17 protein-coding genes are annotated in these 23,638 nt (G+C 54.3%); 7 read left to right on the top strand and 10 right to left on the bottom strand.

All coding sequences use genetic code 11. The features are described 5' to 3' along the window. Window positions 1-2: 2 nt before the first annotated feature. The gene (locus tag FUA23_RS09880; protein ID WP_147930579.1) at window positions 3-3,320 is read left to right on the top strand and encodes an ATP-dependent helicase; all 3,318 of its coding nucleotides are present in this window, start codon (window positions 3-5) and stop codon (window positions 3,318-3,320) included. A 6-nt stretch (window positions 3,321-3,326) separates the two neighbouring features. Here the strand turns inward: FUA23_RS09880 and FUA23_RS09875 are convergent, their stop codons facing one another. Both FUA23_RS09875 and FUA23_RS09870 read right to left on the bottom strand, forming a co-directional pair. After that, window positions 3,327-3,752: a type II toxin-antitoxin system VapC family toxin gene (locus FUA23_RS09875; RefSeq protein ID WP_147930578.1), complete on the bottom strand. Its 426-nt coding sequence runs from the start codon at window positions 3,750-3,752 to the stop codon at window positions 3,327-3,329. After that, complete coding sequence (locus tag FUA23_RS09870; RefSeq protein WP_147930577.1) at window positions 3,749-4,075, bottom strand: DUF6364 family protein; 327 nt, start codon at window positions 4,073-4,075, stop codon at window positions 3,749-3,751. The genes FUA23_RS09875 and FUA23_RS09870 overlap by 4 nt, the downstream gene beginning before the upstream one ends. A gap of 231 nt (window positions 4,076-4,306) precedes the next feature. Between FUA23_RS09870 and FUA23_RS09865 the strand changes: the two genes are divergently transcribed. The 3 genes from FUA23_RS09865 (at window position 4,307) to FUA23_RS09855 (ending at window position 11,362) form a co-directional block, all read left to right on the top strand. Beyond that, window positions 4,307-7,870 carry a hypothetical protein gene (locus tag FUA23_RS09865; RefSeq protein ID WP_147930576.1) on the top strand — a complete coding sequence of 1,188 codons (3,564 nt, stop codon included), beginning with the start codon at window positions 4,307-4,309 and terminating at the stop codon, window positions 7,868-7,870. Between the two features lie 47 nt (window positions 7,871-7,917). Then, complete coding sequence (locus tag FUA23_RS09860; protein WP_147930575.1) at window positions 7,918-8,736, top strand: tRNA pseudouridine synthase A; 819 nt, start codon at window positions 7,918-7,920, stop codon at window positions 8,734-8,736. An 85-nt stretch (window positions 8,737-8,821) separates the two neighbouring features. Continuing rightward, a complete protein-coding gene (locus tag FUA23_RS09855) occupies window positions 8,822-11,362 on the top strand; it encodes an outer membrane beta-barrel family protein (RefSeq protein ID WP_147930574.1) in 2,541 nt (846 codons plus the stop codon). Window positions 11,363-11,437: 75 nt separating this feature from the next. On the opposite strand, the gene dtd is transcribed toward FUA23_RS09855, so the two are convergent. The 3 genes from dtd to FUA23_RS09840 are packed head-to-tail and all read right to left on the bottom strand — an operon-like array spanning window position 11,438 to window position 13,634. Then, entirely contained in the window at window positions 11,438-11,890 is a 453-nt protein-coding gene (gene dtd, locus FUA23_RS09850; protein ID WP_147930573.1) for a D-aminoacyl-tRNA deacylase, read from the bottom strand. A 25-nt stretch (window positions 11,891-11,915) separates the two neighbouring features. Further along, window positions 11,916-12,437 carry a GNAT family N-acetyltransferase gene (locus FUA23_RS09845; RefSeq protein WP_222707019.1) on the bottom strand — a complete coding sequence of 174 codons (522 nt, stop codon included), beginning with the start codon at window positions 12,435-12,437 and terminating at the stop codon, window positions 11,916-11,918. 18 nt (window positions 12,438-12,455) lie between these two features. Then, window positions 12,456-13,634, bottom strand: a complete 1,179-nt coding sequence (locus FUA23_RS09840; protein WP_187270957.1) for an aspartate aminotransferase family protein — start codon at window positions 13,632-13,634, stop codon at window positions 12,456-12,458. A gap of 200 nt (window positions 13,635-13,834) precedes the next feature. On the opposite strand from FUA23_RS09840, the gene FUA23_RS09835 reads away from it, so the two are divergent. Continuing rightward, on the top strand, window positions 13,835-15,133 hold the full coding sequence (locus tag FUA23_RS09835) for a sulfatase-like hydrolase/transferase (RefSeq protein ID WP_222707018.1): 1,299 nt from the start codon (window positions 13,835-13,837) through the stop codon (window positions 15,131-15,133). 113 nt (window positions 15,134-15,246) lie between these two features. Here FUA23_RS09835 and FUA23_RS09830 read toward each other — a convergent pair whose 3' ends face one another. Continuing rightward, window positions 15,247-18,204 (bottom strand): T9SS type A sorting domain-containing protein, encoded by a 2,958-nt coding sequence (locus tag FUA23_RS09830; RefSeq protein ID WP_147930571.1) that lies wholly within the window; start codon window positions 18,202-18,204, stop codon window positions 15,247-15,249. A 216-nt stretch (window positions 18,205-18,420) separates the two neighbouring features. Here FUA23_RS09830 and FUA23_RS09825 point away from each other — a divergent pair, with 216 nt between their 5' ends. Further along, window positions 18,421-20,001, top strand: a complete 1,581-nt coding sequence (locus FUA23_RS09825) for a tetratricopeptide repeat protein (protein WP_147930570.1) — start codon at window positions 18,421-18,423, stop codon at window positions 19,999-20,001. 32 nt (window positions 20,002-20,033) lie between these two features. On the opposite strand, the gene FUA23_RS09820 is transcribed toward FUA23_RS09825, so the two are convergent. The 4 genes from FUA23_RS09820 to FUA23_RS09805 all read right to left on the bottom strand — a co-directional run bounded on the left by FUA23_RS09820 (window position 20,034) and on the right by FUA23_RS09805 (window position 22,180). Continuing rightward, the gene (locus FUA23_RS09820) at window positions 20,034-20,540 is read right to left on the bottom strand and encodes a DUF4252 domain-containing protein (protein WP_147930569.1); all 507 of its coding nucleotides are present in this window, start codon (window positions 20,538-20,540) and stop codon (window positions 20,034-20,036) included. A gap of 61 nt (window positions 20,541-20,601) precedes the next feature. After that, window positions 20,602-21,105 (bottom strand): DUF4252 domain-containing protein, encoded by a 504-nt coding sequence (locus FUA23_RS09815; RefSeq protein WP_147930568.1) that lies wholly within the window; start codon window positions 21,103-21,105, stop codon window positions 20,602-20,604. Between the two features lie 98 nt (window positions 21,106-21,203). Next, the gene (locus FUA23_RS09810; RefSeq protein ID WP_147930567.1) at window positions 21,204-21,680 is read right to left on the bottom strand and encodes a hypothetical protein; all 477 of its coding nucleotides are present in this window, start codon (window positions 21,678-21,680) and stop codon (window positions 21,204-21,206) included. Further along, window positions 21,677-22,180, bottom strand: a complete 504-nt coding sequence (locus FUA23_RS09805; protein ID WP_187270956.1) for an RNA polymerase sigma factor — start codon at window positions 22,178-22,180, stop codon at window positions 21,677-21,679. Before FUA23_RS09805 ends, FUA23_RS09810 begins: the two co-directional genes overlap by 4 nt. A gap of 398 nt (window positions 22,181-22,578) precedes the next feature. Here FUA23_RS09805 and FUA23_RS09800 point away from each other — a divergent pair, with 398 nt between their 5' ends. Beyond that, on the top strand, window positions 22,579-23,400 hold the full coding sequence (locus FUA23_RS09800) for a purine-nucleoside phosphorylase (protein WP_147930565.1): 822 nt from the start codon (window positions 22,579-22,581) through the stop codon (window positions 23,398-23,400). Window positions 23,401-23,638: the final 238 nt, after the last annotated feature.

The raw sequence follows: 23,638 nt of genomic DNA, 5'->3' as shown, positions 1-23,638 counted from the left end.
CCTTGCGCACCTCACTCTACCAACACAACGCTACTTTCCAAACCGAACTGGACCGCCTGAACCCGGCCCAACGGGCCGCCGTAGAAAAAATCGACGGACCGGTGATGGTACTGGCTGGCCCCGGCACGGGTAAAACCCACCTCCTTGCCGCCCGCATCGGCAATATCCTCAGCGAAACAGACACAGGTGCGCACAACATCCTCTGCCTCACCTTTACCGAAGCGGGCGTAAAAGCGATGCGCGAACGGCTCCTGAAGTTCATCGGCCCGGAAGCGCACCGCATCGGGATTTACACCTTCCACGGCTTCTGCAGCAACCTCATTCAGCAAAACCTCCAGTACTTCGGCAAGCCCGACCTCGAGCCGCTCGGTGAGCTGGAGCAAATCCGCATCATCCGCAGCTTGCTGGATGGGCTGGAACAAGACACACCCCTGCGCCAAGGCTACCATGACCCCTACTTCTACGAACCTCACCTGAAGCATCTCTTCGGTGCCATTAAAGCCGAAAACTGGGAACTCGACGACATAGAACAGAAGATCGACCGGTACGTAGCTGAGTTGCCGACCCATCCGGATTTTGTTTACCAGAAGAAGTACAAAGACAAAGCTAAAGGCGACCCCAAGCAGGGCCAGATCGACGAGGAGATTCTACGCATGAAGCGTCTCCGGGCCGCGGCAGAACTGTTTCCGGCCTACCAGGAGGCGTTGCGTAAAGAGCGCCGCTACGATTACGGAGATATGATCGGGTGGGTACTGCGCGCCTTCAACGATTTCCCTTCCCTGCTGCGAGCGTACCAGGAACGCTACCAATACGTGTTGGTGGATGAGTTTCAGGACACCAACGGTGCCCAGGATGCCATCGTCCGCAGTCTCGTAGAATACTGGGAAAACCCCAACATCTTCATCGTTGGCGATGACGACCAGGCGATCTACGAATTTCAGGGCGCGCGCCTGCGCTCAATGACCGATTTCTTTCAGCGGTACAACGACGTGAAACTGGTCACACTGACCGAGAACTACCGCAGCCGCCAGGAAATCCTTGACGTTGCCTCTACGCTCATTGCGAAGAACGACCTCCGGATCGGGAACAAGCTTCCGGAACTGGCGGTAGAGAAGAAACTGGTGGCCAGCAACCCTGCCTTTTCGGCGCAAACGCAGGTGCAGGGTAAAGTTTCAGAAGAGCCGGGCACAGCAGAAACACCCCATCCTGCTTCAACTGTGTCTGATAATCCCTCTCCCCCAGCCCCTCTCCTTTGGAGAGGGGAGACGTTGGAGCGAGTATCTGAATCTCCAACAAGCGGCAGCCAAATCGAGAATCAAGAATCGGTCCGCATCCTCACCTTCCCCGATGCCCATCAGGAAACCGGCTACCTCATCAACCAGTTGCGGCAGTGGCATGCCGCTGGCACGCCCTGGTCCGAGATGGCCGTGATTTACGCCCGGCACGGCCAGGCCGAGGAGCTCCGCCACCTGCTGGAACGCGCGGACATCCCCTACCAGAGCAAGCGCAGGCCCAACGTCCTCAACGGACGCCCCGTACGGCAGCTGCTCGACCTGCTGCACTACCTCCAGGCAGAATACGATCGCCCGGGAACCGGCGAATACCTGCTCTTCCGCGTCCTTCACTTCCGCTGTTTCGGCCTCTGGCCGCACGACCTGGCCCGGCTGAACCGCGCACGCCTGGCCGCCAAAGACGCCGAGGGGTTCTTCCCCACCTGGCGCGACTTCCTGCAAATGCCCCAGCGCTGGCCGGAAGACCTGCGCGATGGCGACGCCATCCAGGTCGCCGCCGACTGGCTCGAAGATATGATCGGCGAAATTGGCCTCTACCCGCTCACCGAGTACGTCGAGCGCGCCATGAACGGCTCCGGGCTACTGCCCAATGTCCTGCGTCATCCCAACCGGGCCGAACTGCTCCAACACCTCGCAACCTTCGCCGACTTCACCGTTGCGGAAGTCGCCCGCCGACCAAGAATCATGCTCGGAGGACTACTGGAAACCATCGAACAGATGGACGAAAACCGCATCCAGCTACCGCTGCGTTCTCATCTTGACCAGGCCGAGGCTGTCCTGCTCGTTACGGCGCACAGCGCCAAAGGACTCGAATTCGATAAAGTGTGGATGCTCGACTGCGCCGAGCCCAAATGGGGTAAGCCCAATGGTGGCCGAAAATCGCAGTTCAAGCTGCCCGACACCCTCACCTACACCGGCGTAGAAAGCGAAGAGGAAGCACGCCGCCGGTTGTTCTTCGTGGCTATGACCCGGGCAAAAACTGAGGTAATCATGTCTGTGGCCGACCTCGACGGTAAAGGCAAAGCTCAGCAACGGGTTTCCTTCATCGATGAACTGGTAAGCGACACCGGACTTGAAATTGAAGAAGCGGGCCTCTCCGCCGAAGACACCATGGAAACGGCCGTTCTCCAACTACAGCCAACCGATCAAAGCCGACTCCCCGGTCTGGAAGCTTCCGCTATCGCGGAACTGTTGAAAGACTTCCGCCTCAGCGTAAGTGCGCTTTACAGTTACCTGAAGTGCCCTACCGCGTTTTTTTACGAAAAACTCCTCGGCGTACCCGACCTGGAGCGGGAGCAAACCCTTTACGGATCGGCCCTGCACGATGCCCTAGAGACCTACTTCCTGCGGATGAAGAGGGACACCTCCAAAATTTTCCCCAGCAAGGAAGAGCTGCTCTTCAACTTCGAATCCGCGCTAAACAGGCGACGGGGCCTCCTTAGCCCCGAGGGCTTTCGTAACCGCCTGCGTCAGGGAAACCTCGAGCTTGCGAGCTACTACGACACCTACCGCAGTGGCTGGACCGCAGACGTGGAAGTTGAAATGCTCATCCGCAATACTGAAGTCGACGGTATTCCGCTCGTTGGGATGATTGACCGCGTAGACATTCTAAGCGACGCATGGGTGCGTGTGGTAGATTACAAAACCAGCGGCTCTGGTAAAGGGTCATTGGGGCCAAAAATAAAAGGCCCCACTAAGTCGAAACCCCACGGCGGAAACTACTGGCGGCAGCTCAACTTCTACAAACTGCTCTACGATAACCGGCCGGGGAATATCCGCCGGGTAAAGGAGGGAAAGATCAGTTTTCTGCTTGTCAACTCTCAGGGTAAGCAACCCGAGGCTACCGTCTCGATGGGCCCCAAAGACCAGGATGCGCTGCGGGCGATTATGCGGGAAGCCTGGGATGGCATTCAGGCGCAGAACTTCACCGGCTGCGGAGAAGAAGACTGTGATTGGTGCCGCTTTGTGGCGGATCTACGCGAGGAAGTCCCTTTGGAGCGGGTCGACGAAGTGGATGACTGGACGTAGTGTACGTTAACTTTTGTAAGGCGTCTGTTTCAAAAAATGCTCAGTTGTCATCACTGAGAACTCTTTCGTTTTGAGTAATTTTTTGTTATTAGTTAAAAACATATCGGCTTTACAGGCTAATGCAGCTTCGATTTGAACGCCATCTTCCAAATCCTTTGGCTTCTCTCTTGTCAACGCAAGACCTAACGTCTTAGCGTTCATATCAACACATCCAATAATCTTCCGAACTTCAATCAATATTTCTTTGCACCGCGCAGGGTCTTTGATCAATCTGTTCATCCTGAAAAAAGCAATTACAAACGTATTGGGATCGGTTACAGCTTCGAATTCACCGTGTTTTGCCAGTGTGATAATCTCTGCTGCTTCAGCTCCAAAACGTTCGCCGCTGGTTACATAATCAACAATTACATTTACATCGAGAAATACTTTCATTCTTCTTCGGAGTTTAGATGGTTGGTGCTGACGTAATCGTAATACTCCGTAGCTTCATCAGGGTCAGTTGCGTAAGAGCCTCCATTTCTACGGGGAAGCATCAATGCAAGTACGTCTGGATCAGGGACTATAACAATCGGCTCTCTCTTAACAATGGGGGCCGTTTCACTGAGAAATTTTTCTATCAACTTAGACAAACTGATCCCTTGGTCCCGAGCCAGGGCTTTCCCCTGTTCGATTACCTCCTGGTCAATACTCAGCGTCAATTTCTTTTTCTTTGACTTCTTCGCTTTGGTCTTTTTTGATGGCTTAGCAGCAGTCATAGCAATTACTTTTATACGTATAACAACTTAAAGACACGTACAAAAGCTGCATTGATTTGCCAGGGGTGGTGTTTCGGGGCGGGATCGCAGGTGCAAAGCACGCTTTCAGGAGAGTGCTCTTCACAGCGACCTTTCGCTGCACCTGCGTCCGCGCCCACGAAAAAAAGCAGGCCACGCACCCTATTTTGTTAGTATCAAACGAAAGCACGTCCTTACACCGTTCCTTTTACCGTGGTCGAATTTAAAAACCGGATATGGCTGTTACTGGCATTATTGTCGGCAACCGGTGGGCTTATGGCCCAGACCAACCCCTTGTCTAATCTCCGCGACACCGTGGTTACCGTCAATGCGGCCGGGCAATTACTTGATAGCCTGACGGTAGTTCCCGGCAGTATCAGACTCTACGACGCAGAGTCATTTACCCCACTGCCCATCACCGATTACCAACTGAAGGGCCGTTTCCTTACCTGGCAAAACACCGCCCTGCCGGATTCCGTCCGGGCAACGTACCGGGTTCTTCCCTTCGCCCTCGATGCCACCGTCCGGATTCTGGACTCCTCTCAACTGATTCAGGAAGAAGCGGGCCTTGTAATTGGTGGGTACGATGAATACGTGCGGTCGGGCTTGCTCGATACCGATGGCAAAGTCCGCACCAACGGTAGCTTCAGCCGCGCCATCAGCTTCGGTAATCGTCAGGATCTCGTTCTCAATTCGGCCTTCAACCTGCAGATGAACGGCGAACTCGGCAACGGCATAGAAGTTGCCGCGGCCATCACCGACGAGAGCCTGCCTGTACAACCTGAAGGCACGACCCAACAGCTGCGCGAATTCGATAAAATATTCATCCAGCTGAAAAAGAACCGCAGTACACTCACGGCTGGCGACTACGAACTCCGTAACCCCGATGGTTACTTTTTGCGCTATTTCAAAAAACTCGAAGGCGCGACGTTTACCACTGTTTCGGGCGGTGACGCAGGTGCGGGTCCGGTCCGAGGCGCAGCGCCCCCGGGGCGCTCAGCTGAAGACGATTCGCCCCCGGGCCAGCTCACCAACTCAGCGTCTATAGCAGTTGCCAGGGGACAGTTCGTCCGGCAGCAAATTGAACCAATAGAGGGCAATCAGGGGCCCTACAAACTCGTGGGCAACGGCAACCAGCAGTTTCTGATCGTGCTTGCCGGCACGGAACGTATTTACCTCGACGGGCAGTTGCTCGTGCGCGGGCTCGACGGCGACTACATCATAGATTATAACATCGCGGAGCTGACCTTCACCACCCGCCGGCTGATTACCCGCGACAGCCGGATTACGGCCGAATACGAATTTGCCGACCAACGCTACCTCCGTACCCTGGCCACCGGAGGAACACGCTACGACACTGAACGCTTCAGTGCTTACCTCAATGCTTACTCTCAGCAAGACAGCCGTACCGCCACCGGCGATCTGGAACTTACCGCCAACCAGCGGTCTCAACTCGCCGGATTCGGCGACGCCGAAGGCGGCATCCCCATCCTGAGCCTCGACACCCTTGACGGGCGCGCGGAACAGCGCGCCACCTATGAACTCCGCGACACCAGCTACACCTGCGGAACCCGCAACATCGATACCGTTTATCTCAAGAGTTCGACTTCAGGCCGCTACGTTGCCACTTTTACCCAAACCGGTGCCGGCCTCGGAGAGTATGAACTGGATACTGAAAACTCGGCCAACGAGCGTGTCTTCCGGTACGTTGGCTCAAACCCCGAGACCTGTACGCCTCAGGGCAGTTTTTCGCCCGTCATCGAGCTTGTTGCCCCAACCCAACAACAGCTCATCGCGCTCGGAGGAGAATACCGGTTCAAAAAAAACGGAAGTGTACGAATAGAAGGCTCCCGCAGTAAGCTCGACCTGAATCGCTTCAGCCGCGAAGATGCCGAGGACGACAACGGAAGCGCGCTGCGCTTCGACGCCGACCGGACCTTCTCCATCGGCCCCGACTCAGTAGGCTGGGCCCTCGCCGGGCGCGGACACTACGAATTCGTAGAGCGAAGCTTCAATGCCATCAACCCTTACCGCAGCTCCGAATTCTTCCGGAACTGGAACCTCAGTGACCGCCTCGGCACCGTTCAGCCGGAGCGGGAAAACGAGCAAGTGCTGGGCTTGGGTCTGGGCCTCGTAAAAAGTAAAACGGGACGATTCGATTACGACTACGAACAGTTCGTAAGGGGACAGAGCTACAACGGGCAGCGCCACGCTGCCTCGATAAAAGTCGATGCAAAAAACTGGCTGGTAGACGGCAACATCAGCATCTTGCAAAGCAGAGACGATGTCGCTGATGGCAGTTTTCGGCAACCCAAACTGAAGATCAGTAAAACATTCGAAAAAATGGGAGGATGGACCCTGCAGTCGGCCTACGAGGGGGAGCGCTCCATACGGCAGGCTATCGGGATCGACACCCTCTCTCCCCTGTCTTTTCAGTTCGACAAATACACCGTTGGTATGGCCCTGCCTACCAACGAAAACTATAAATTCAGCATCAGTGCCAACCAGCGAACAGACCACCTGCCCAAGGGAGACGAACTCATCGTCTCTACCGAATCCAGCGAGCTGACCGCCGAGGGGAATTACACCGCCAGCGAGCACGTACAATTCGGTGGCAACTTCACTTTCCGGGATCTGATCGTCAATGACCGGGAACTCGTGGAGGATACGCCCAGTCGAACAATTCTGGGCAGGCTGGACCTCCGCATCAACGCTCTTGAGCGCAGCCTGAAGACGCAAACTACCTATCAGGTCGGTAACGGTCAGGAGCCTCGGGTGGATTTCCAGTACCTCTACGTCGGACCGGGTCAGGGGCAATACATCTGGCAGGATAGCCTGTACAACAACGATGGCCGCATCCAGCCCAACGAAATGGAAATTGCACCGTTTTCCGACATCGGTGACTACGTCCGGGTTTCTGTGTTCAGCGATGACTTTATTCAGACCGATAACGTCGCCCTTAACCAGACCCTGAGTTGGGACCCGGCAAAACTTTGGCGTGACGCCAAAGGGGTTAAAAAGTTCTTGCGCCGCTTCGCCCTGAACACCAGTGTAATCATTGACCGAAAAACGAGAGACCACCCCGACGTTCAGGCGTGGAATCCACTCCAACTCGGTATTGCCGACTCCAGCCTGGTAGCCCTGAACGTACAACGCAGGCACGGCCTGTTCTTCAACGGTTCCGACCCGAAGTACGACATTCAGCTCAGCAACTCCGACCGGCGCACCCGGCAGGTCTTGACCACCGGGTACGAATCCAATCAGATCGAGGACTGGACCCTGCGCTTTCGTTACCGCCCGAACGACCAGCTATCCCTCGAGGCCGCTGCGGTAACCGGTTCCCGGGCTGCCGACTCAGAATTTTTCAACAACAAAGATTACCGGATCGAAGCCCAAAGCGCCGAACCGAGCATCAACTGGCAGCCCGGAGACCTCCGGCTCGTGACAAAGGTCATCGTCGGGCAAGAGAAAAACATTCTCGCCGGAGGCGAAGGCGAACAAACCGACCGGCTGGAGTTCGACATGGAGGGCAGTTACAAAAACTGGCTCACGGCCCGCTTCCGCTGGGTCGACATTGCCTTTGATGGCGACTCCCGCAGTCCCGTAGGCTACGCGCTCCTGCAGGGCTTGCAGCCTGGCCGTAATCTCTTGTGGAACACAGGCGCTACCAGACAGCTCGGTGAATATTTACAACTTACGCTTAGCTACGAAGGGCGCCAGACCGGCGAAGCCAAAACGGTCCACGTTGGGAGGGCGCAGGTACAGGCTTTCTTTTAGCCTAACCCTCCGGGCGCTTAATTTGCTTTGCACCGTACCTTCGCCCAATGCACCATTACTTTCTCTCCCTGGCCTACGACGGAACCGATTATCGCGGCTGGCAGCGCCAGCCCGGCGGGGTGATCACCGTACAGCAAACACTGGAAGAAGTACTCAGCAAGGTGCACCGAAGGGAAGTAATTCTGGGCGGTTGTGGCCGAACAGACGCGGGTGTGCACGCTACGCAGTTCTACGCCTACCTCCGCACCGACCAGCCGTTGCCGGAGCACTATACTTTCATCGTCAACAAACGGCTGCCGGCGGGGATTTCGCTCTACGCCGCCCTGCCGGTGCCAGACAACGCCCAGGCCCGGTTCGACGCTACGGAACGGACCTACGATTATTTCCTGCACAGCAAACCAGATGCCTGGCTCGACCGGGCAAGCGGATTGTTCGACCTCAGCGAATTTGACCCCGGGCGGGTTGTCCGGGCACTGCCCCTTTTACTGGAGCACGAAGATTTCCGGGCCTTCTGTAAGGCGCCAGACCGGCACAATACGACCATCGTTCACTTCCGGGAGGCGACCATATTCCGCAATGCGGCGGGGGATCGGTTTCGGCTGCGGTTCGTGGCGAACCGCTTTTTGCGGGGTATGATCCGGCTGCTGGTGGACAATCTGATGCGGATCGGAAAGGGAGAAATTTCGGTGGAAGACTTTGCCCGGGCGCTTCGTACCGGAGAGCGCCTGGAGCGTTTCCACCTGGCCCCACCGGAGGGGCTTTACCTGACGGGGGTTCGGTATCCGTACGTTAATGCCGGGCCGGTGTTGCCGGTTTGTGGGCGGGAGGCGTGGGTTGAAATTCTTCCTGAAACCGAGGGTATCTGATAAAAACCCATTAGCTCCATAGTATTACTCAGGAACACAGTTTCTTTGTGGCAGTCGATTATTTTGCAGTTTAATTTGCCCCATAATGTTCAAATCTTGCCTGACCCTGCAGTTATTACTGTGTTGCCTTTTTCTCTCTGCTCAAAGCACCCTCAAGCTCCGGGGAACAGTCCTCGATCATGACACTAACGAACCTGTGGAGTTTGCCACCGTAAGTTTGTTGAATGCCGTCGACTCCAGTCTGATAACGGGCGCGGTCGCAGGTGCAGGGGGCGCTTGGGAAATCAATGCACCCCGGAAAGCATCGTTCATCCTTCAAGCCAGTTTTATTGGCTACGATGCTGTTTTTACCGATGTGTTTACCGTGGAGCGATCTTCGGAAGAACTTACTTTGTACCTGCGCTCCGGCGCCCAAATCCTGAAGGAAGTGGAAGTGACCGGCAAAAAACTGACCGATATCCACCGCCTCGATCGCCAGGAGTTCGACGCCGATCAATTCACCAACGCCACCGGCGGAACGGGTACCGACGTAATCGCCAACCTGCCCTCGGTTGCCATTAATTCACAGGGCGAAATCACCGTGCGCGGCGCGACCGGCTTTCTTGTTCTGATCGACGGCCAGCCGGTACAATCCGACCCCGCTACCATTCTTAGTCAGTTACCCGCCAACGCCATTGCCAGCGTAGAGATCATCACTACCCCCGGTGCGAAATACGACCCCGACGGCAAGGCAGGAATCGTCAACATCATCACGAAACAAGGCAGCACCGACGGCTGGAGCCTAGCCGGAAACGTGAACTACGGCCTGCCCAGCCTCGAAGACTACGACAACAAAGACCCTCAGAAACGCTACGCTGCCGACCTCAGCGCGGGCTACCGCGCCGGAAAGTGGGACATCGCCGCCGGCCTCGATTACCGCCGCGATGACAACTCCGGGCGGCGGGAAGGGTACGTGAATACCCTGAGACGTAGAAACCCCGCAGGTGATCAACTCACCGAATTCCCCAGCGACGGCGAACGCAGCCACGACCGCGAAAACTACTCCGGCCGGTTAACCGTCAACTACACCCCCGACAAAAAGCAAAACCTCCGCGCCGGACTACTCGCGGGGAAAAAAACCGTCTGGCGAACCGCCGACATTCTCTACCTCGACCAAACCCGCTCTTTCCTTTCCGCAGTAAGTAGTACCCGCTTCAGTCCTGAAGGCTATTACCAGGCTTACCTCGACCGGGGGAACCAACCCCGGAGAGAGGAAGTCTTAGATCAACGCACCTTTTACAACGAAAACCTCCGCGTCAGGAAAGGTGACTTCTTCATCGCTTCACTCGACTATGAACGCGACCTCGGCAACGACCGTAAACTAGCCATCTCCGGCCTCTACGAACGCACCATCCTGGGTGGCCCTACGGACAACACTATCCTCCCCGAGCGGGGCTCAACGGACTCCCTCCAGTATCAATTTAACACCAACGATAATCCGCTCGACGGCTACCGCTTCAACCTGGACTACACCGGCAAACTCGGCGCGGCCACCTGGGAGAGCGGCTACCAGTTTCGTTACCTCAAACACCCGGGTGACTTTCTTTACCTCGATCGTGATTTCGGGAACAACCGCTTTGTGGAAAACCCGGAGTTCACCAACGGCATTTTGTTACGGCGCGATGTGCACGCTGCCTACAGTCAGATCAGCGGAGCGACGGAGAAGCTCGAATACGCCGCCGGCCTTCGCCTCGAATATTTTGACAGGACCGTAAAACTCAACCAGCCGGACACCACCTATCGTCTTGACCGTATTGGCTTTTATCCTTCCGTCAACCTGCGCTACCGTCTGGGCGACGGGCTCAACCTCAAAGCGGGTTACAGTCGCCGCATCGACCGGACGACAACCTTCAAGATGACTCCCTTCCCAGAGCGTGAACACAACGAAACCCTGGAACAGGGCGATGCGGAACTTCTCCCTGAACTGACGGACTTAGTCGAACTCGGCGTAGCCTCCAACTTCGGTGATAATTCTGCCTTCGCCACAATCTATTACCGGCATACACGCGATGTGATCAATCGGGTTAATACCATTTACAACGACACCATCCTAAACCGGATTTATACGAATGTCGGCAGTGCCGACGCTCTCGGCCTGGAGCTGGGCCTGACAGTATTCCCTGTGGGTAACGACTGGCGGGTTTCTCTCGGCGGAAACGTGTACCATTACCAGATCCAGGGCGAGGTCTTCGGCGACGAGGTGGATACGGGCAACTGGGTTTACAGCATCAACACCACCACCGATGTTCCGATCTTCGGCCTGGCCGACCTGCAGCTCGGCGTCAACTATCTCTCCGAGCGGGTAACGGCGCAGGGGCGCGATGGCCGCTTCTTCAATCCTTACCTCAGTCTTCGCCGTGAATTCCCGGAACAACGGGTTACGCTTACCTTCCAGTGGCAAAACATCAGCCTGGGGCTATGGGACAATAACCAGCAACGCATCACTACCTCCACGCCCAACTTCTTCACTACAACGAACTATGTTTACGAGCCGGACATTCTTCGCCTGGGTGTGGGCTACCACTTCACCAAGCTGGCGAATAAAGCCAAACTGCCTAAAAGTGAATTCGGAGATAAGGAGTTCTAGCAGATTGCAAAATTCAGAGAGCAGAACGCAGCATACCTATCGGGTAAAATCTGCTCTCTGTATTCCGCGGTCTCATCACTCCCGCGCCTTTGAGTCTATCCAGATCGTAACCGGACCGTCGTTTACCAGAGCAACCTGCATGTCGGCGCCAAACTCGCCCGTTTCTACGGTCCGGACAGCGGTAAAAGCCAGGGTTTTCACGAACTGCTCGTAGAGAGGAACGGCCACGTCTGGTTTCGCGCTACGGATAAAGCTCGGCCTGTTTCCTTTTTTCGTGCTTCCGTATAGTGTGAATTGCGAGACGACGAGGAGGCCACCGTCCACATCCGTCACGCTGCGGTTCATCAGGCCGTTTTCGTCGCTGAAGATGCGCAGACGGCTTATTTTTCCGCAGAGCCAATCGATGTCTTCGGAAGTATCGGCATCTTCGATGCCGAGCAGGATGAGCAACCCCGGACCGATTTCACCGGACACTTTCCCGCCAATGGTTACCGAGGCTGAGGATACTCGTTGGATTAAGGTTCGCATGGGTTAAATACATTTGTTTTGAGGATCAGAGTGGCATTTCCATCACCCAATCTTCCATCAGGTAGCCGTTGCCGATATCGGTATTGCAGCGCTCTTTTCTTTCGAAGCCCAGCTTTTCATAGAACCCGATCGCGCGGTTTTTGTAATTCACATCGAGGCGAAGTTTTTGCTGACCGGCAGCGGCGGCAAACTCCTTTACGTGCTCCACCATTCTGCGGCCGAAGCCTTGGCCCTGCACGCCGGGCAGAGCGTACAGTTTGTGTATTTTGGTCGTTCCGGGCAGGTAATCGACCTGATGGCTGACGTAACCTACTACCTGTTTACTGTGCGTTCTCATGTTCGCGGTTTCAAGGAGGTAAAACTCCTGACCGGCAGCGACCTGATCGGCGATTGCCCGGGGACTGTACATCATATTCAGCATATAACTGATCTGCTCCGGCGTCAGGATTTCTCCATAAGCGGAAGGCCAGGTAGCACGGGCGATCAGTTCTATCGTCGGGTACTCAGCGGGGCTTGCCGGGCGAATGGTTGTAATTGTGTCTGACATTGGCCTAAAAGTAGCGTTCTACCCCAAAGCCACCAAAATAATCCGGCAGGCTTCCCTGATTTCCTCCTCCGTGATGGTGAGGGGCGGCGCGATGCGCAGACTACGTTCGTTCCAGAGGAACCAGTCGGTGATGAGACCGTGCTCGAGGCAGTTGGCGATGGTAGTGCGGACTTCATCGAAATCGGCAAGCTCAACCGCAAACCAGAGCCCTGCCGAGCGAACGTCTCTGATTTTCGGATGTACCAACAACTGATGAAAGAGTGTTTCTTTGGCGCGGACGCTGGAAATAAGTTCGGTTTCAGAGAGCAGGGTTTTCAGAGTAGCCAGGCCTGCTGCGCAGCTTACCGGATGACCTCCGAAGGTAGTGATGTGCCCTAAAACGGGATTCTCGGTGAAGAGGTCCATCACTTTTTTATTAGCGATGAATGCCCCCAGAGGCATTCCTCCGCCAAAGCCTTTGGCGAGCAGCAGGATATCGGGTACTACTCCGTACTGCTCGAAGGCGAAGAGCGTTCCCGTGCGGCCCATTCCTGCCTGTATTTCGTCGAAAATCAACAGGGCTCCGGTCTCGTTACAGCGTTGGCGTACGGCCCGCAGCCATTCGGGACGCGGCTTACGGATGCCCCATTCGGCCTGAACGGTTTCCAGAATAACGGCGGCAGTTCTTTCGGTAATCAGGTCAAGATCGGCGTCGGAGTTGAACTCCAGGTGGTTTACACCAGGTAAAAGCGGGTGAAAAGCCCGGGTAAAATCTTTTGGCCACTGCAAAGATGCAGCACCCTGGGTGCTGCCGTGGTAGGAGTGCCTGGCGCTGATGAACCCGGCGCGCCCCGTGGCGCGCTTGGCCAGTTTCATGGCGCCCTCCGTCGCTTCCGCGCCGGAGTTAACGAAGTAAACATTGTTCAGTTCCTCAGGCAACTGTGCCGTAACCAAAGCGGCCAACTCGGCCTGCGGGGCCAATACGAACTCACCGTAGACGAGCGTGTGCATATACGCTCCGGCTTGCTTTTGCACAGCCTCCACTACAGCCGGATGGTTGTGGCCGAGAGCTGAAACGCCGATGCCGGCGATGAGGTCGAGATAACGCTTTCCGGAAGCATCGTGCAGGTAAACGCCTTCGCCTCCAGCAATTTCGAGGCCCATGGGGGCCGGGCTGGTTTGGGCAACGTGCGCCAAAAAATTTGATCGTTGGGACATAGCCACAAAGGTAGGAATACACAGCTGCACCGGTGGCTCCTCACGGTACGAGCAACGTTTTTTGACACTAAACAGCAATTCTCTTTACCGGCAATCGTTCTGTTGAGCATCCGTTAGGATAAGACCGCAACTTTACCAGATATTTGCAGGTTTCCACCTTTCTGCCCCTATACTCCACACACCAGATGATACTACGTTTTTTGCGGTTAATACCGATAATTACCCTCTTTGCTTCCTGCAACTCTTCCTCTGCACCTGCGGCCGCGCCTTCTACAACTCCTGCGTCTCCGCCCAACATTCTGCTGATCGTGGCCGACGACCTCGGCTGGGCCGACCTCAACTGCTACGGGAATCCCCTGGTTAAAAGCCCCAACCTGGATGCGCTGGCGCGCCGGGGTGTGCAGTTCATGCAAGCCTACGCTGCCGCGCCCGCAGGTAAGCCATCCCGTGCCGCCCTGCAAACCGGTTTGCACCCCTCCCGGACCGATCATGGTGCCCTGCCCGGTAATTACGAAACGCTGGGCGAACTAGCCCAACGGGCCGGGCTGCTTACTGCCCACATCGGAAAATGGCAGCTCGGTACCGGCAGCAAATCACCCCGAAACCAGGGATACGACCACGTGTTCGCGGCCAACGAAAGCTACCCCGACAGCTACTACCATCCTTTCTTCTCCACTCAGCCTCAGGCCGACCTTTTGGCAGAAACAAAGCCTGGCGATTACCTGACCGATAAACTTACCGATCATGCCCTCGACCTGCTGGACAAATGGCGGGATTCCACGTGGCTATTGTCTCTGAACTACTACGCTCCTCACGTCCCGCTTGAAGGCCGCAAAGATCAGGTTACCGGCTACCGCGCTCTGATTGACAGTACCCACTGGCGTAAATTCCCAACCCTGGAGTACGCAGCGATGATCTCCGTCATCGACGAAAACGTGGGTAGAATTGTAGACTTATTACGCGAAAACGGACAACTGGAAAATACGCTGATCATTTTCACTTCAGACAACGGCGGCCTTGATCTGCCCGCCGAAGGAAAACTGCTGCCGCATACCCCACCTACCGACAATGGCATCTTACGGGGTGGCAAAGGAACCCTTTACGAAGGAGGTATCCGGGTGCCGTTTATCGTTCATTACCCGGCTTACGCCACCACTCAGTTTGCAAGCCTGGAGCAGGTGATGGGAACCGACATTTTCCCCTCGGTGGGCGAAGCTCTTAGTCAGGGAGACTATGCCGCCAGTCCTGACGGACAGAGCTTTTTGCATTTGCTTCGGGGAGCATCCGCTAAGCCACGGTTTTTGTTCTGGTCGGCGCCCTACGGCGGCCCGGAAGGGGCCGCTTCCGCCGTGCGCTATGGCGACTTCAAACTCTACCGCGACGACAGTACCGACTCACTGACCTACTTCAACCTTGGCGCGCTGCCCGATGAATCCTTGCGTATGGCGCTGCCTCCCGAAGGAACCGATTTGCTAAAAGCACTAAACGCCAGGGACTGATAAACGCTCCCTCGCGCTTGCCCGCCAAATAAAAATGGTAGCCCCGATTGATTCGGAGCTACCACCAAGAGTGTTGTTTAGACAGCCAGAAAGGCTTGATTTATATATTTCAATTATTTCTTCACAAAACGTTTTACAACAGACTCATTACTTCCTGTACGAATCTCGAGGTAGTAAGTTCCGTTAGGCAGGCGGCTGATGTTGATGCCTTCGGCGGTAGGAACGGTTTGTACAATGAGCGTACGCCCGAGAGCATCCATTACCCGTACGGTGGCACTGGTTTCACTCAGTCCCTTGAACTTAAGTACGTTGATTGCCGGGTTAGGGAATATGCTGATTTCACTGTTTGAATCATCAACAAAGAGCGTAATGATTCGGGAATACTCAAAGGAGCCATCAAGGTCTGTAACCTTCAAACGATAGTAATTGGCACCGACTTCGGGGCTTTCGTCGTCGAAGTCATAAGAACGATCACCGGCGCGGCCCTCCAATGGCAGCACCCTGCCGATACTCGTGTAAGAAATACCGTCTGTGCTACGCTGTACATCGTAGTAGGCCAGGTCTATTTCCTCGGTGGTCAGCCAGTTCAGGCGATTAACTTTGCCTTCGTTGACTCCGGTAAAAGAGCGTAAATTGACGGGCAGGACTGAACTGACGGCATCGCTTTGCCAGGTACCCCGCCCGAAGGTGGCGGCCCGCACTTTCAGCGCTTCGCCGCTTCTCCCTGCAGAGTAAAATATTTTCAGGTCCTTGATTTGGGTACGGGGCAGGTCATCGAAGAAGGGGGTCCATTCAGAAGCGGAAGCATCGCGGTGGTATACACCGATGTCTGCACCGACATAGACCAGGTCGTTGGAACCATTTTGAAAGACGATGGTATTGAAGGGGATGTTAGGTAAGCCAGACGAAAGATTGGTCCAGGTAGCACCACCATCAACAGATTTGAATACTTTCTGATCAGCAAAGTAGCCAGAGCATGAAACCCAAACTTTGTTAGGATCTACGTTGGAGACAGCAATTTTGGACATAGCAGCACTGGCCGTAGGCTCCGCGATTGCAGTCCAGGTCACACCTGCATCCACTGATTTTGCCATGTAGAAACCATCGAGGGCGTAGATGATGTTGTTGTTGCTCGGTGCAATTTCAAATTCAGTGATATTGGAGCCACCGCCATCTCCATCGGGGAAGGGAATTCCGCGCGCAGTCCAGGTTGTTCCCTGGTTAGAGGAGTAGTATAGGTGTGCACGGCCACCAGCGTAGTAAGTATTTGCGACGATGGGATCCTGCTTGATTGGTGACTTAAACAGAACCTCACCCGTTGTTCCATCGGTTGGTAAACCAGTGTGAATATCTGTGAAGGTCAGTCCACCATCCGTAGACCTGGAGTGCTGCCCGTTTGTACCCGTTTCTACTATAACAGAATTGTTGGTACGATCAATAAAGTTGTATTCGCCGTCTCCGCCACCGATAACTTTCCATGTGTTGGGGGCGGTGTTTAGAATCGTCCCGATGTCCTGAAGACCTGCGGTAATCAGGTTAGGGTCGTTTGCAGACATCCCGATGCTTTCTTGTTGAGAGATGTTGAGATTGTTGCTCAGATCTGTCCATGCCCCATCGCCAGAAGCATTGTCAGTGTACATAGACAGGCCACCATCGCAGCTGGAATAGGCTTTGGTACCATCGGGGCTGAATACAATTTCGTGGGCATCAGCATGGACAAAGTAGTAGTTTGGGTCAGGAGCCCAATAGGAGCTTATATACCAGTTTTCACCACCGTCAGTAGAAGCCCATTGGCTGACCCCTCCAGCCAGCAAGAAGTTAGCGTCGGTCGGAGAAGCAGCAAGGGCTGCAGTAAAGAACGCCTGTCCGGCAGCATCTCCTCCGTACTCATCGTTGCCGAGGATATTTATATTACTTCCATAACCCAGGGCGGGCATAGCACCAGGAGAATAATCGGGTTCGTGCTGAGTGCTGAAGGAAGTTCCGCTGTTCGTGGACTTGTAAATACCAAGTAGCCCCTGGTTGGAAGCCTTGCCCACCATCAGATAAACCCAATTGGGCTCCTTCGGCGTAACGGCGATTGCAATTCGCTCTACATCTACGGAAGGCACGCCATTCGTGATTCGAGTGAAAGTAATACCGTTATCTGTTGATTTCCAGAGGTATTTGCCCGAGGCGTAGACTACGTTCGGGTTGCCGGGTTTGAAAGCTATGTCCTGAACATTTTGGGTTGTTATTGTCGTAGGCGCCGCCCAAGTGACACCTCCGTTGGTTGTACGGTAGACGCCGTTATTGGTCGAGGCCAACAGGACTTGAGAATTGGTGGGGTCCATAATCAGGTTCCGGATGAAGAAATTGTCCGTTGCCGTCCAGCTAAGGCCAGTAGGATTCCAGGTTGCTCCACCATCAGTCGTCTTAAGTACACCGATACTCCGACGATCACCTTCGGCATCGCCTGTGGCCATGTACATGGTAGTGGTAACAGTAGGATGAATAGCTAAATCAGCAACACCGATTATATCCAGAAAATCAGTATTCGTTGACCAGGACGCACCTCCGTCTGTGGATTTCCAAAGTCCACCGTTGGCTGCTCCAACGTACATGACCTGATTATTCAGAGGGTCAAAGCGGACCATGTTTATCCGGCCAACACCCGTATCTTCACCCGTGGCCTTCGTGAAGGGACCCATCGGAGTCCAGTTTCCGGCAAAAGACTTGGTCTCTCCTGATTGCTCTTGCTTATGTACCCATTTCATATAATTGAAGTAGGTGTTATTCACGAGACTCATGTCGTTAGACGGGTAAATTCGTGGAGCCATGTAGGCCTCCCAACGCTTAAAGGGTTTGTAGCCGTGCCCCTTTCCAATTTCCCGCCCCTCCCAATAAGAGCGAAAGTCTTCCCGGATGGCTTCGAAAGATGAGTTTTCATTCAGTCGGTAAATGCTGGTCCAACTGTTATCTCCCCGCTCAGTATTCTGGCTCTGCCCCACAGCAGGAAAGACAAGAAAAGCAAGGAGTAAAAACAGAAATAAGACCAGACCCGTATTAGTGAAATTGAGTCGATTGTTCATGTCAGAATGAATTTGAGTTGTTCCACTGTGTGCAATGGAAGGATGAAAAAGGTTTCTAGAGAAGCACAAAGAAGCTTTTTTAAAGGCCCAAATCGCAGAAAAAGGGGGTGACAGATGGGGTGACAACACATCAAAGCCAGTAAAACCGCCCTTTTAACAGAATGTATTTGTTCCCTCTTTTTACCCGCCGTATCATCGCCGCAGAACAACCACACTATGAAATCTACACTTAGCATCTTTAGTTACAGCGCATCCATTGCCTGCACCCTGATGCTATCATTTTGCTTCGTGTCTGTTCTGACCGGACAAGCCAACTTTCGTGAGGATTACGAACGTGAGAACCCGGTGCCTACTTCTGCCGGCCTGCCAGTAGAAGAAAGGGTGAAAGTTCACCAGGAATGGCTCGAAGAAGCTATAGCCAAAGAAGATACCTTGTTACAAATTCTGGGGGAGCTCTACCTTTTTTACGATTATGTGCGGCTGAACGATCTGACCGGGGCTTCCACCCACATCATCAAGGCAGAGCACTTAGCCGCAAAGTCAGGGAACGAAGGTTGGCAGGGAGGAGTCGCCTTTCGTAAAGCTCACCTTCACACTTACCTCAGAGAGCCTGAAAAATGGTTGAATGCCGCTCAGGAAGCCAGCAGGTTATGCGCCCTGGCCGGAGACAGCCTTTGCGTAGGCGAAAGCTATCAGTCAATAAGCGCAGCTTACGGCTATATGGATAGTTTCGATCTGGCTCATCACTACTTTGAGCTTGCCCTTCCTCTCCTGGAAAAATTCGGAGAGAAAAAGCATTTGCAAACAGCATTGGCCAATTATGGAAACTTACTGATTGGTGAGGGCGAGCCCCTCAAGGCAATTGCCTACCAGAAAAGAGCCCGAGACCTGGCAAGGGAGATAGGTAACGACGTGAATTTAGGCAGGGCCATCAACAACCTGGCCAATGCGTACCGGATGGCTGGCAACATCCCTAAAGCAATTGCTGGCTTTGAAGAAGCAATTGAACACAACAAACGAATCGGTCATTACCAGAGCGTGGTCAGAAATTACGCCGGGCTCAGGCAGAGCTACCAGGCAATTGGAGATTATAAATCAGCCATTGCCTACCAGGAGAAGTACTACAGCCTTCAGGATAGTCTGATTGGCAGCAGAACCAAGTTGAAAATTGCAGAACTGGAGACCCGGTTCATGGAAAGTGAACAAGCCCTTGAGTTGGAAAAAAGTGAACGGGCTCTAATAGAATCGCGGCGAAAGACCGAACGGCAGGGAACCATTTTGCTGGCCCTCCTTACCCTTTCTCTAATCGCCGTAATCTTCTGGTGGCGGCAAAACAAAAGGCAGAAAGCCAGGATTGAAGAGAGCAAAAAAAACCTCGGGGTGGTAACAAGGCTGCTTCAGGAAAAGAACGAAGCCATGATGAGGTTGCAACAAACCGTAACGCCACATGCGTCCAGCGACAATCAGTTGAAAGGAGGGGCTTCCAAACCCGACACATCAGAACACATCAACCTCTTTAACCAGTCTATCCTGACCGAAACCGACTGGACCGAATTCAAGGCTTACTTCGATGGTTCTTTCCCTGGGTACGTCCAGCGGCTTCGTTCGGCGTTTCCGGCAATGACTGAAGCCGAGGAACGCCTGTTCCTGTTGCTTAAACTGAACCTTACCTCCAAAGAGATTTCAAACATCCTGGGTATTTCCACCAGCGGTGTTAAGAAAACGCGCAACCGGCTGCGCAAAAAACTCTCGCTTAGTGCTGAAGAAAACCTGGAGGAGCACGTGAGATCGTTCTGATCCGGACCCGGCTTTTTCTAGCTGGCCGGCCTCTACTGCTCCATCAACTGGTTCAGAATATCGCCAAGTTCCTGCGCCGTAAAGTCTGTTTTTGCGTGGGCAAAAAAAGTCTGGTGCTCTTCTTCCACATGGACCAGAGCAACGATGCTTTTTACCGCATCGCCTCTCATTTCAACAGTTAACTCAACCTGTTCACCAGATGCTGCCCGGACGGTTGCCCAGCGCTCGTAGCCATGCTCAGTTTCGAGCTCACCGAGTAATTCACGAATGTCTTTCTTCGTAGCAAAATCGTTGCTGTCAAAGGTCAGAATTTTCGTGGTGCCAAAAGACTGCGCAAGAGAGAACACAACCCGCTCTTCTTCGTCTTCGGCGGCAAGCATACCAACTTCGCCCGCCAGCCCGATAAGCCAGCCAGGAACCGTGATCGAAACATTTTCCGGCCCGTTGTTGTGCTTACGGATGAATTTCTTAATCGGATTTTGAGCAAAAGCAGCCGTAGTCAACAGCGTGAAGGCAAGAAGGGTAAATACTTTTTTCATGATAGATGTGGGTGTGATCGGCGGCAGGTGCCGTCGTCGGTGAGTAAATCAGGAAAGAGGATCAGTTGCTTTCAATTGCCCTTTGCAGGTCCGAAAGCTTAGTCAGATCTACTGCGCCAACAAAAGAGAGCATCGCAAAATTATCCTGAGCTCCGATGAGCAGAAACAGTTCGGAAATAACAGCCTCTTCATCCTGGATGAAAGCCTCTACGTTGTCCCCATCCGCCGTACGAACTTTGAACAGCAGCTCGTAGCGATCCGTCGGGATACGTTTTTTCGCCTCTTTCCAGCGCGCCATTGCGGCGCGCTCGGTATGGAGGACACGGATGCCCTGGATGTCTTTCACTACTTCAAAGACGGCCTTCACCTCTTCCTCGTCCAGGTCATCGAAATCAAGGTTAGCATCCTTGAACAAACTGAACACCTTACCGCTGACGTACACCACACTGAAATCGGGATCGTCTACGTATTCACTGAAATAAGTAGAGATGGCATCCTGCGGCAGTTTCTGCCCAAAGGCAGAAGTAAAAGGGAGCAGAAAGAGGAGGGGAAGAATAAATTTCATTGGTATTATTTTATGCTCCCGGGCTGCGCCCGGGGTTCTTGTTAAAGGATAGTCGATGGTGAAAAACAGCCAGCAGCAACCTGCCGATCATCGTTTATTCACTTCAGCGCATTGCGCGCTGCGCTGATTTCCCGGACGGTGATCCGGGCACTGCGGTTCATCTCGGCACTCGCGGTACCGAGGGCATTGCGGAGGACCTTGTAGGCTTCCTCCGGATCAGTAACTTCGTATTTGCTCCAGTCTATGGTTGTAGACTCCGCCTCGGCGATGGGGAAGTTAGTCAGGCCGGCAGGCTGGTTGAACCAGGACCCGACGGCAAAAAAGAGCACCGCTGCGGCGGCGGCCGCAGACAAGCGCCGCACGGGAATTCTCCGGCGAATGGCCGTTTGCTTTGCCGGAGGAGCCACTATTTGGGCGGCTTCGTCCCAGTAGGCGAACATGGGATCCAGTTCGGCGAGATCAGAGCGGATGTCGCCAGCCCTGAAGTATTCCCGCAGGCGCAGTTCTTCGTCGAGCGAGGTTTCACCTTCGAAGTAACGGTACAGCAGAATTTCAGCTTCGGAATGCGTCATCATGGTTGAACGATTTTTTCTTTGAGTAAAAGTGCCCTGATTTTATGGCGGCCACGGTGCAGGTAGGTTTTCACCTGCTGCATGCTCAGGTCGGTAGCCTCAGAAATTTCCTGGTATTCCATTCCTTCCACCTCGCGCAGATGTAGCACCATCCGCTGATCGGGCGGAAGTTGCTGGAGGAGCCGATGGACATGACTGAGGGTATCATTGGCGGCAGCAATCCGGTAAGGCGTCCGTGCCTCGTGGTCGGGGATGGCAGCCTCGGTTTCCCGGGCGCTGCGAACCCTGGCCGAGCGCAGGCGGTCGATCGCCTGGTGCTTCGTCATCCGGAGGAGCCAGGCGGGTGGATTATCCAGACAGACAATTTTTTCGCGTTGGCCCCAGCTTTTCACCAGTACATCCTGCACTACATCTTCCGCATCATCGGCGTCGTTAACGACGCGTAGTGCCAGGCGGTAAAGCCGGTCACGAACGGATGTTATAATGCTGGAGTAATGGTCCAAAATGATTGCTGTGTTTGCCCGGGTCACGTTTGGGCGGAGTAGTTTGTTACAGGGAGAGACGATGTTTTTTCTCCCGCGTTGCTTTTGGGGCCTTCATCCGGAAGAGTCCGGCATCCGCAATCCCCGTTTTTTTTGCGCATTTTCCACCTTATTCAGGGGGCGCGGACGCAGGTGCAGAGAAAGGTAAGGGCCAGGTTGTCTTCCGTTATAACCAACCATCAGCCGGTTGCGGCGTGCCGCAACGCAGAGCTTCACTTCCCAAGCCCCTACCCTGCTCCGCAACTTTCCTTGCACCCGCGGCCCCGCCATTTTAGTCGGCATGAGTTATTCTGCGGTAAGTTCCAGCGAACTTTTCCACCGTCTCAGCCTTATTATCTCACCAAGCAAAAATCACCCTCATGCTCTACGATCAGATACAGGAAACCCTAGCTTTCATTCGCCAGCGTTGCGACCTTCAGCCGCGCCTCGGCATAATCCTCGGCACCGGGCTGAGTTCGCTGACCGAAGACATCGTTGTAGAGCACGAATTCGTGTATGGCCTTCTGCCCTATTTCTGTGCTGCTACGGTTGACACTCATCGCGGAAAGCTCATTTTGGGGACCCTACACGGCGTTCCGGTAGTGGCCATGGCTGGCCGTTTGCACTATTACGAGGGCTACAGCATGCAGGAACTAACCTTCCCCGTTCGCGTGCTTCACGCGTTGGGAATTGAGCACCTCATCATCTCCAACGCCAGTGGTTCGGTAAATGCAGACATTGAAGCCGGTGACCTGATATTTTTGCGCGACCACATAAATATGCAGCCCGAAAATCCGCTGCGCGGCCCCAACGATCCCCGTCTCGGCCCCCGCTTCCCGGATATGCTCAAGACGTACGACCGCGAACTCAACGCCTGGGCCATAGAACGTGCTAAAACGCACGGTCTTCAGGGCCACGAAGGAGTTTACCTCGCCCTACCTGGTCCCAACCTCGAAACACCCGCCGAGTATAAGATGGCCAACATCATAGGGGCTGATTGTATCGGTATGTCTACCGTACCCGAAGTGCTTGTTGCCCGCCACTGCGGATTACCCGTCTTCGTGGTTTCCGTCGTATCCAATAAATGCTTCCCCATCGTGGAGATTCAACCCACCACCGTAGACGACGTGATTGCCACTGTGCAAGCCGTTGAACCGAAGCTGCGGAAGCTGATGAAGGACGTTGTGGAACGGCTGGGGTAATTGGTCTGATGCTCACTCCGTAAACGAGCGGGGTGAGCACCCTCCGGGTGTGAAAACAACGTTGCCCTCTCCCTCGGTCCCCAGGGCTAACGCATACTATAAAATTAATCTAGCTGGGATTGTTTTCCGTTATTGAGTCATGCAAAATAAGGAAACGACCAATCTCCCCCTTGATCCATTACCTGGAGTCGATCAGATTCCTGACCCAAGAAACGCTTGTTTGGTTCACCATCCACTT

The organism is Neolewinella aurantiaca (assembly GCF_008014675.1).
Classification (GTDB): Bacteria; Bacteroidota; Bacteroidia; order Chitinophagales; family Saprospiraceae; genus Neolewinella; species Neolewinella aurantiaca.
The sequence above is the reverse complement of the archived record's forward strand: the minus strand, read 5'-3'. Positions and strand labels throughout refer to the sequence as shown.

Bases quoted from the DNA above. Each gene is read 5' to 3' on its own strand.
- FUA23_RS09875 (WP_147930578.1), bottom strand. From the start codon at position 3,752: ATGAAAGTATTTCTCGATGTAAATGTAATTGTTGATTATGTAACCAGC.
- FUA23_RS09870 (WP_147930577.1), bottom strand. From the start codon at position 4,075: ATGACTGCTGCTAAGCCATCAAAAAAGACCAAAGCGAAGAAGTCAAAG.
- FUA23_RS09860 (WP_147930575.1), top strand. From the start codon at position 7,918: ATGCACCATTACTTTCTCTCCCTGGCCTACGACGGAACCGATTATCGC.
- FUA23_RS09855 (WP_147930574.1), top strand. From the start codon at position 8,822: ATGTTCAAATCTTGCCTGACCCTGCAGTTATTACTGTGTTGCCTTTTT.
- dtd (WP_147930573.1), bottom strand. From the start codon at position 11,890: ATGCGAACCTTAATCCAACGAGTATCCTCAGCCTCGGTAACCATTGGC.
- FUA23_RS09845 (WP_222707019.1), bottom strand. From the start codon at position 12,437: ATGTCAGACACAATTACAACCATTCGCCCGGCAAGCCCCGCTGAGTAC.
- FUA23_RS09840 (WP_187270957.1), bottom strand. From the start codon at position 13,634: ATGTCCCAACGATCAAATTTTTTGGCGCACGTTGCCCAAACCAGCCCG.
- FUA23_RS09830 (WP_147930571.1), bottom strand. From the start codon at position 18,204: ATGAACAATCGACTCAATTTCACTAATACGGGTCTGGTCTTATTTCTG.
- FUA23_RS09825 (WP_147930570.1), top strand. From the start codon at position 18,421: ATGAAATCTACACTTAGCATCTTTAGTTACAGCGCATCCATTGCCTGC.
- FUA23_RS09820 (WP_147930569.1), bottom strand. From the start codon at position 20,540: ATGAAAAAAGTATTTACCCTTCTTGCCTTCACGCTGTTGACTACGGCT.
- FUA23_RS09815 (WP_147930568.1), bottom strand. From the start codon at position 21,105: ATGAAATTTATTCTTCCCCTCCTCTTTCTGCTCCCTTTTACTTCTGCC.
- FUA23_RS09810 (WP_147930567.1), bottom strand. From the start codon at position 21,680: ATGATGACGCATTCCGAAGCTGAAATTCTGCTGTACCGTTACTTCGAA.
- FUA23_RS09800 (WP_147930565.1), top strand. From the start codon at position 22,579: ATGCTCTACGATCAGATACAGGAAACCCTAGCTTTCATTCGCCAGCGT.